Origin of the sequence: Methylobrevis albus (assembly GCF_015904235.1) — a bacterium.
Lineage (GTDB): Bacteria > Pseudomonadota > Alphaproteobacteria > Rhizobiales > Pleomorphomonadaceae > Methylobrevis_A > Methylobrevis_A albus.
In genome coordinates, this window is the sequence record NZ_JADZLT010000031.1 from 1 (window position 1) to 236 (window position 236).

General features: G+C 68.2%; 1 protein-coding gene. It reads left to right on the top strand.

Annotated features, from left to right (window positions below; genetic code table 11):
* Positions 1–236: transposase (locus tag I5731_RS00350; protein WP_197309365.1), on the top strand; the 236-nt coding region annotated here is incomplete at both ends.

Below are 236 nucleotides of genomic sequence, written 5' to 3' on the forward strand. Positions count from 1 at the left end.
ACCCGGCAGTCCGGGCAATGGCGCGGCCGCAGCCGCATCGGAGGCGGCCGCGTCGTCGTGCGGACCGCCCTCTTCCCGGCCGCCATGACCGCCGCACGCTTCAACCCGGATCTCAAGGCCTTCCACGCCCGGCTCATCCAGGCCGGCAAGCCGAAAATGCTCGCCCTCATCGCCGTCGCGAGGAAGCTCCTCACCATCCTCAACGCCATCATCCGGGACAAGAAACCATGGCAAAG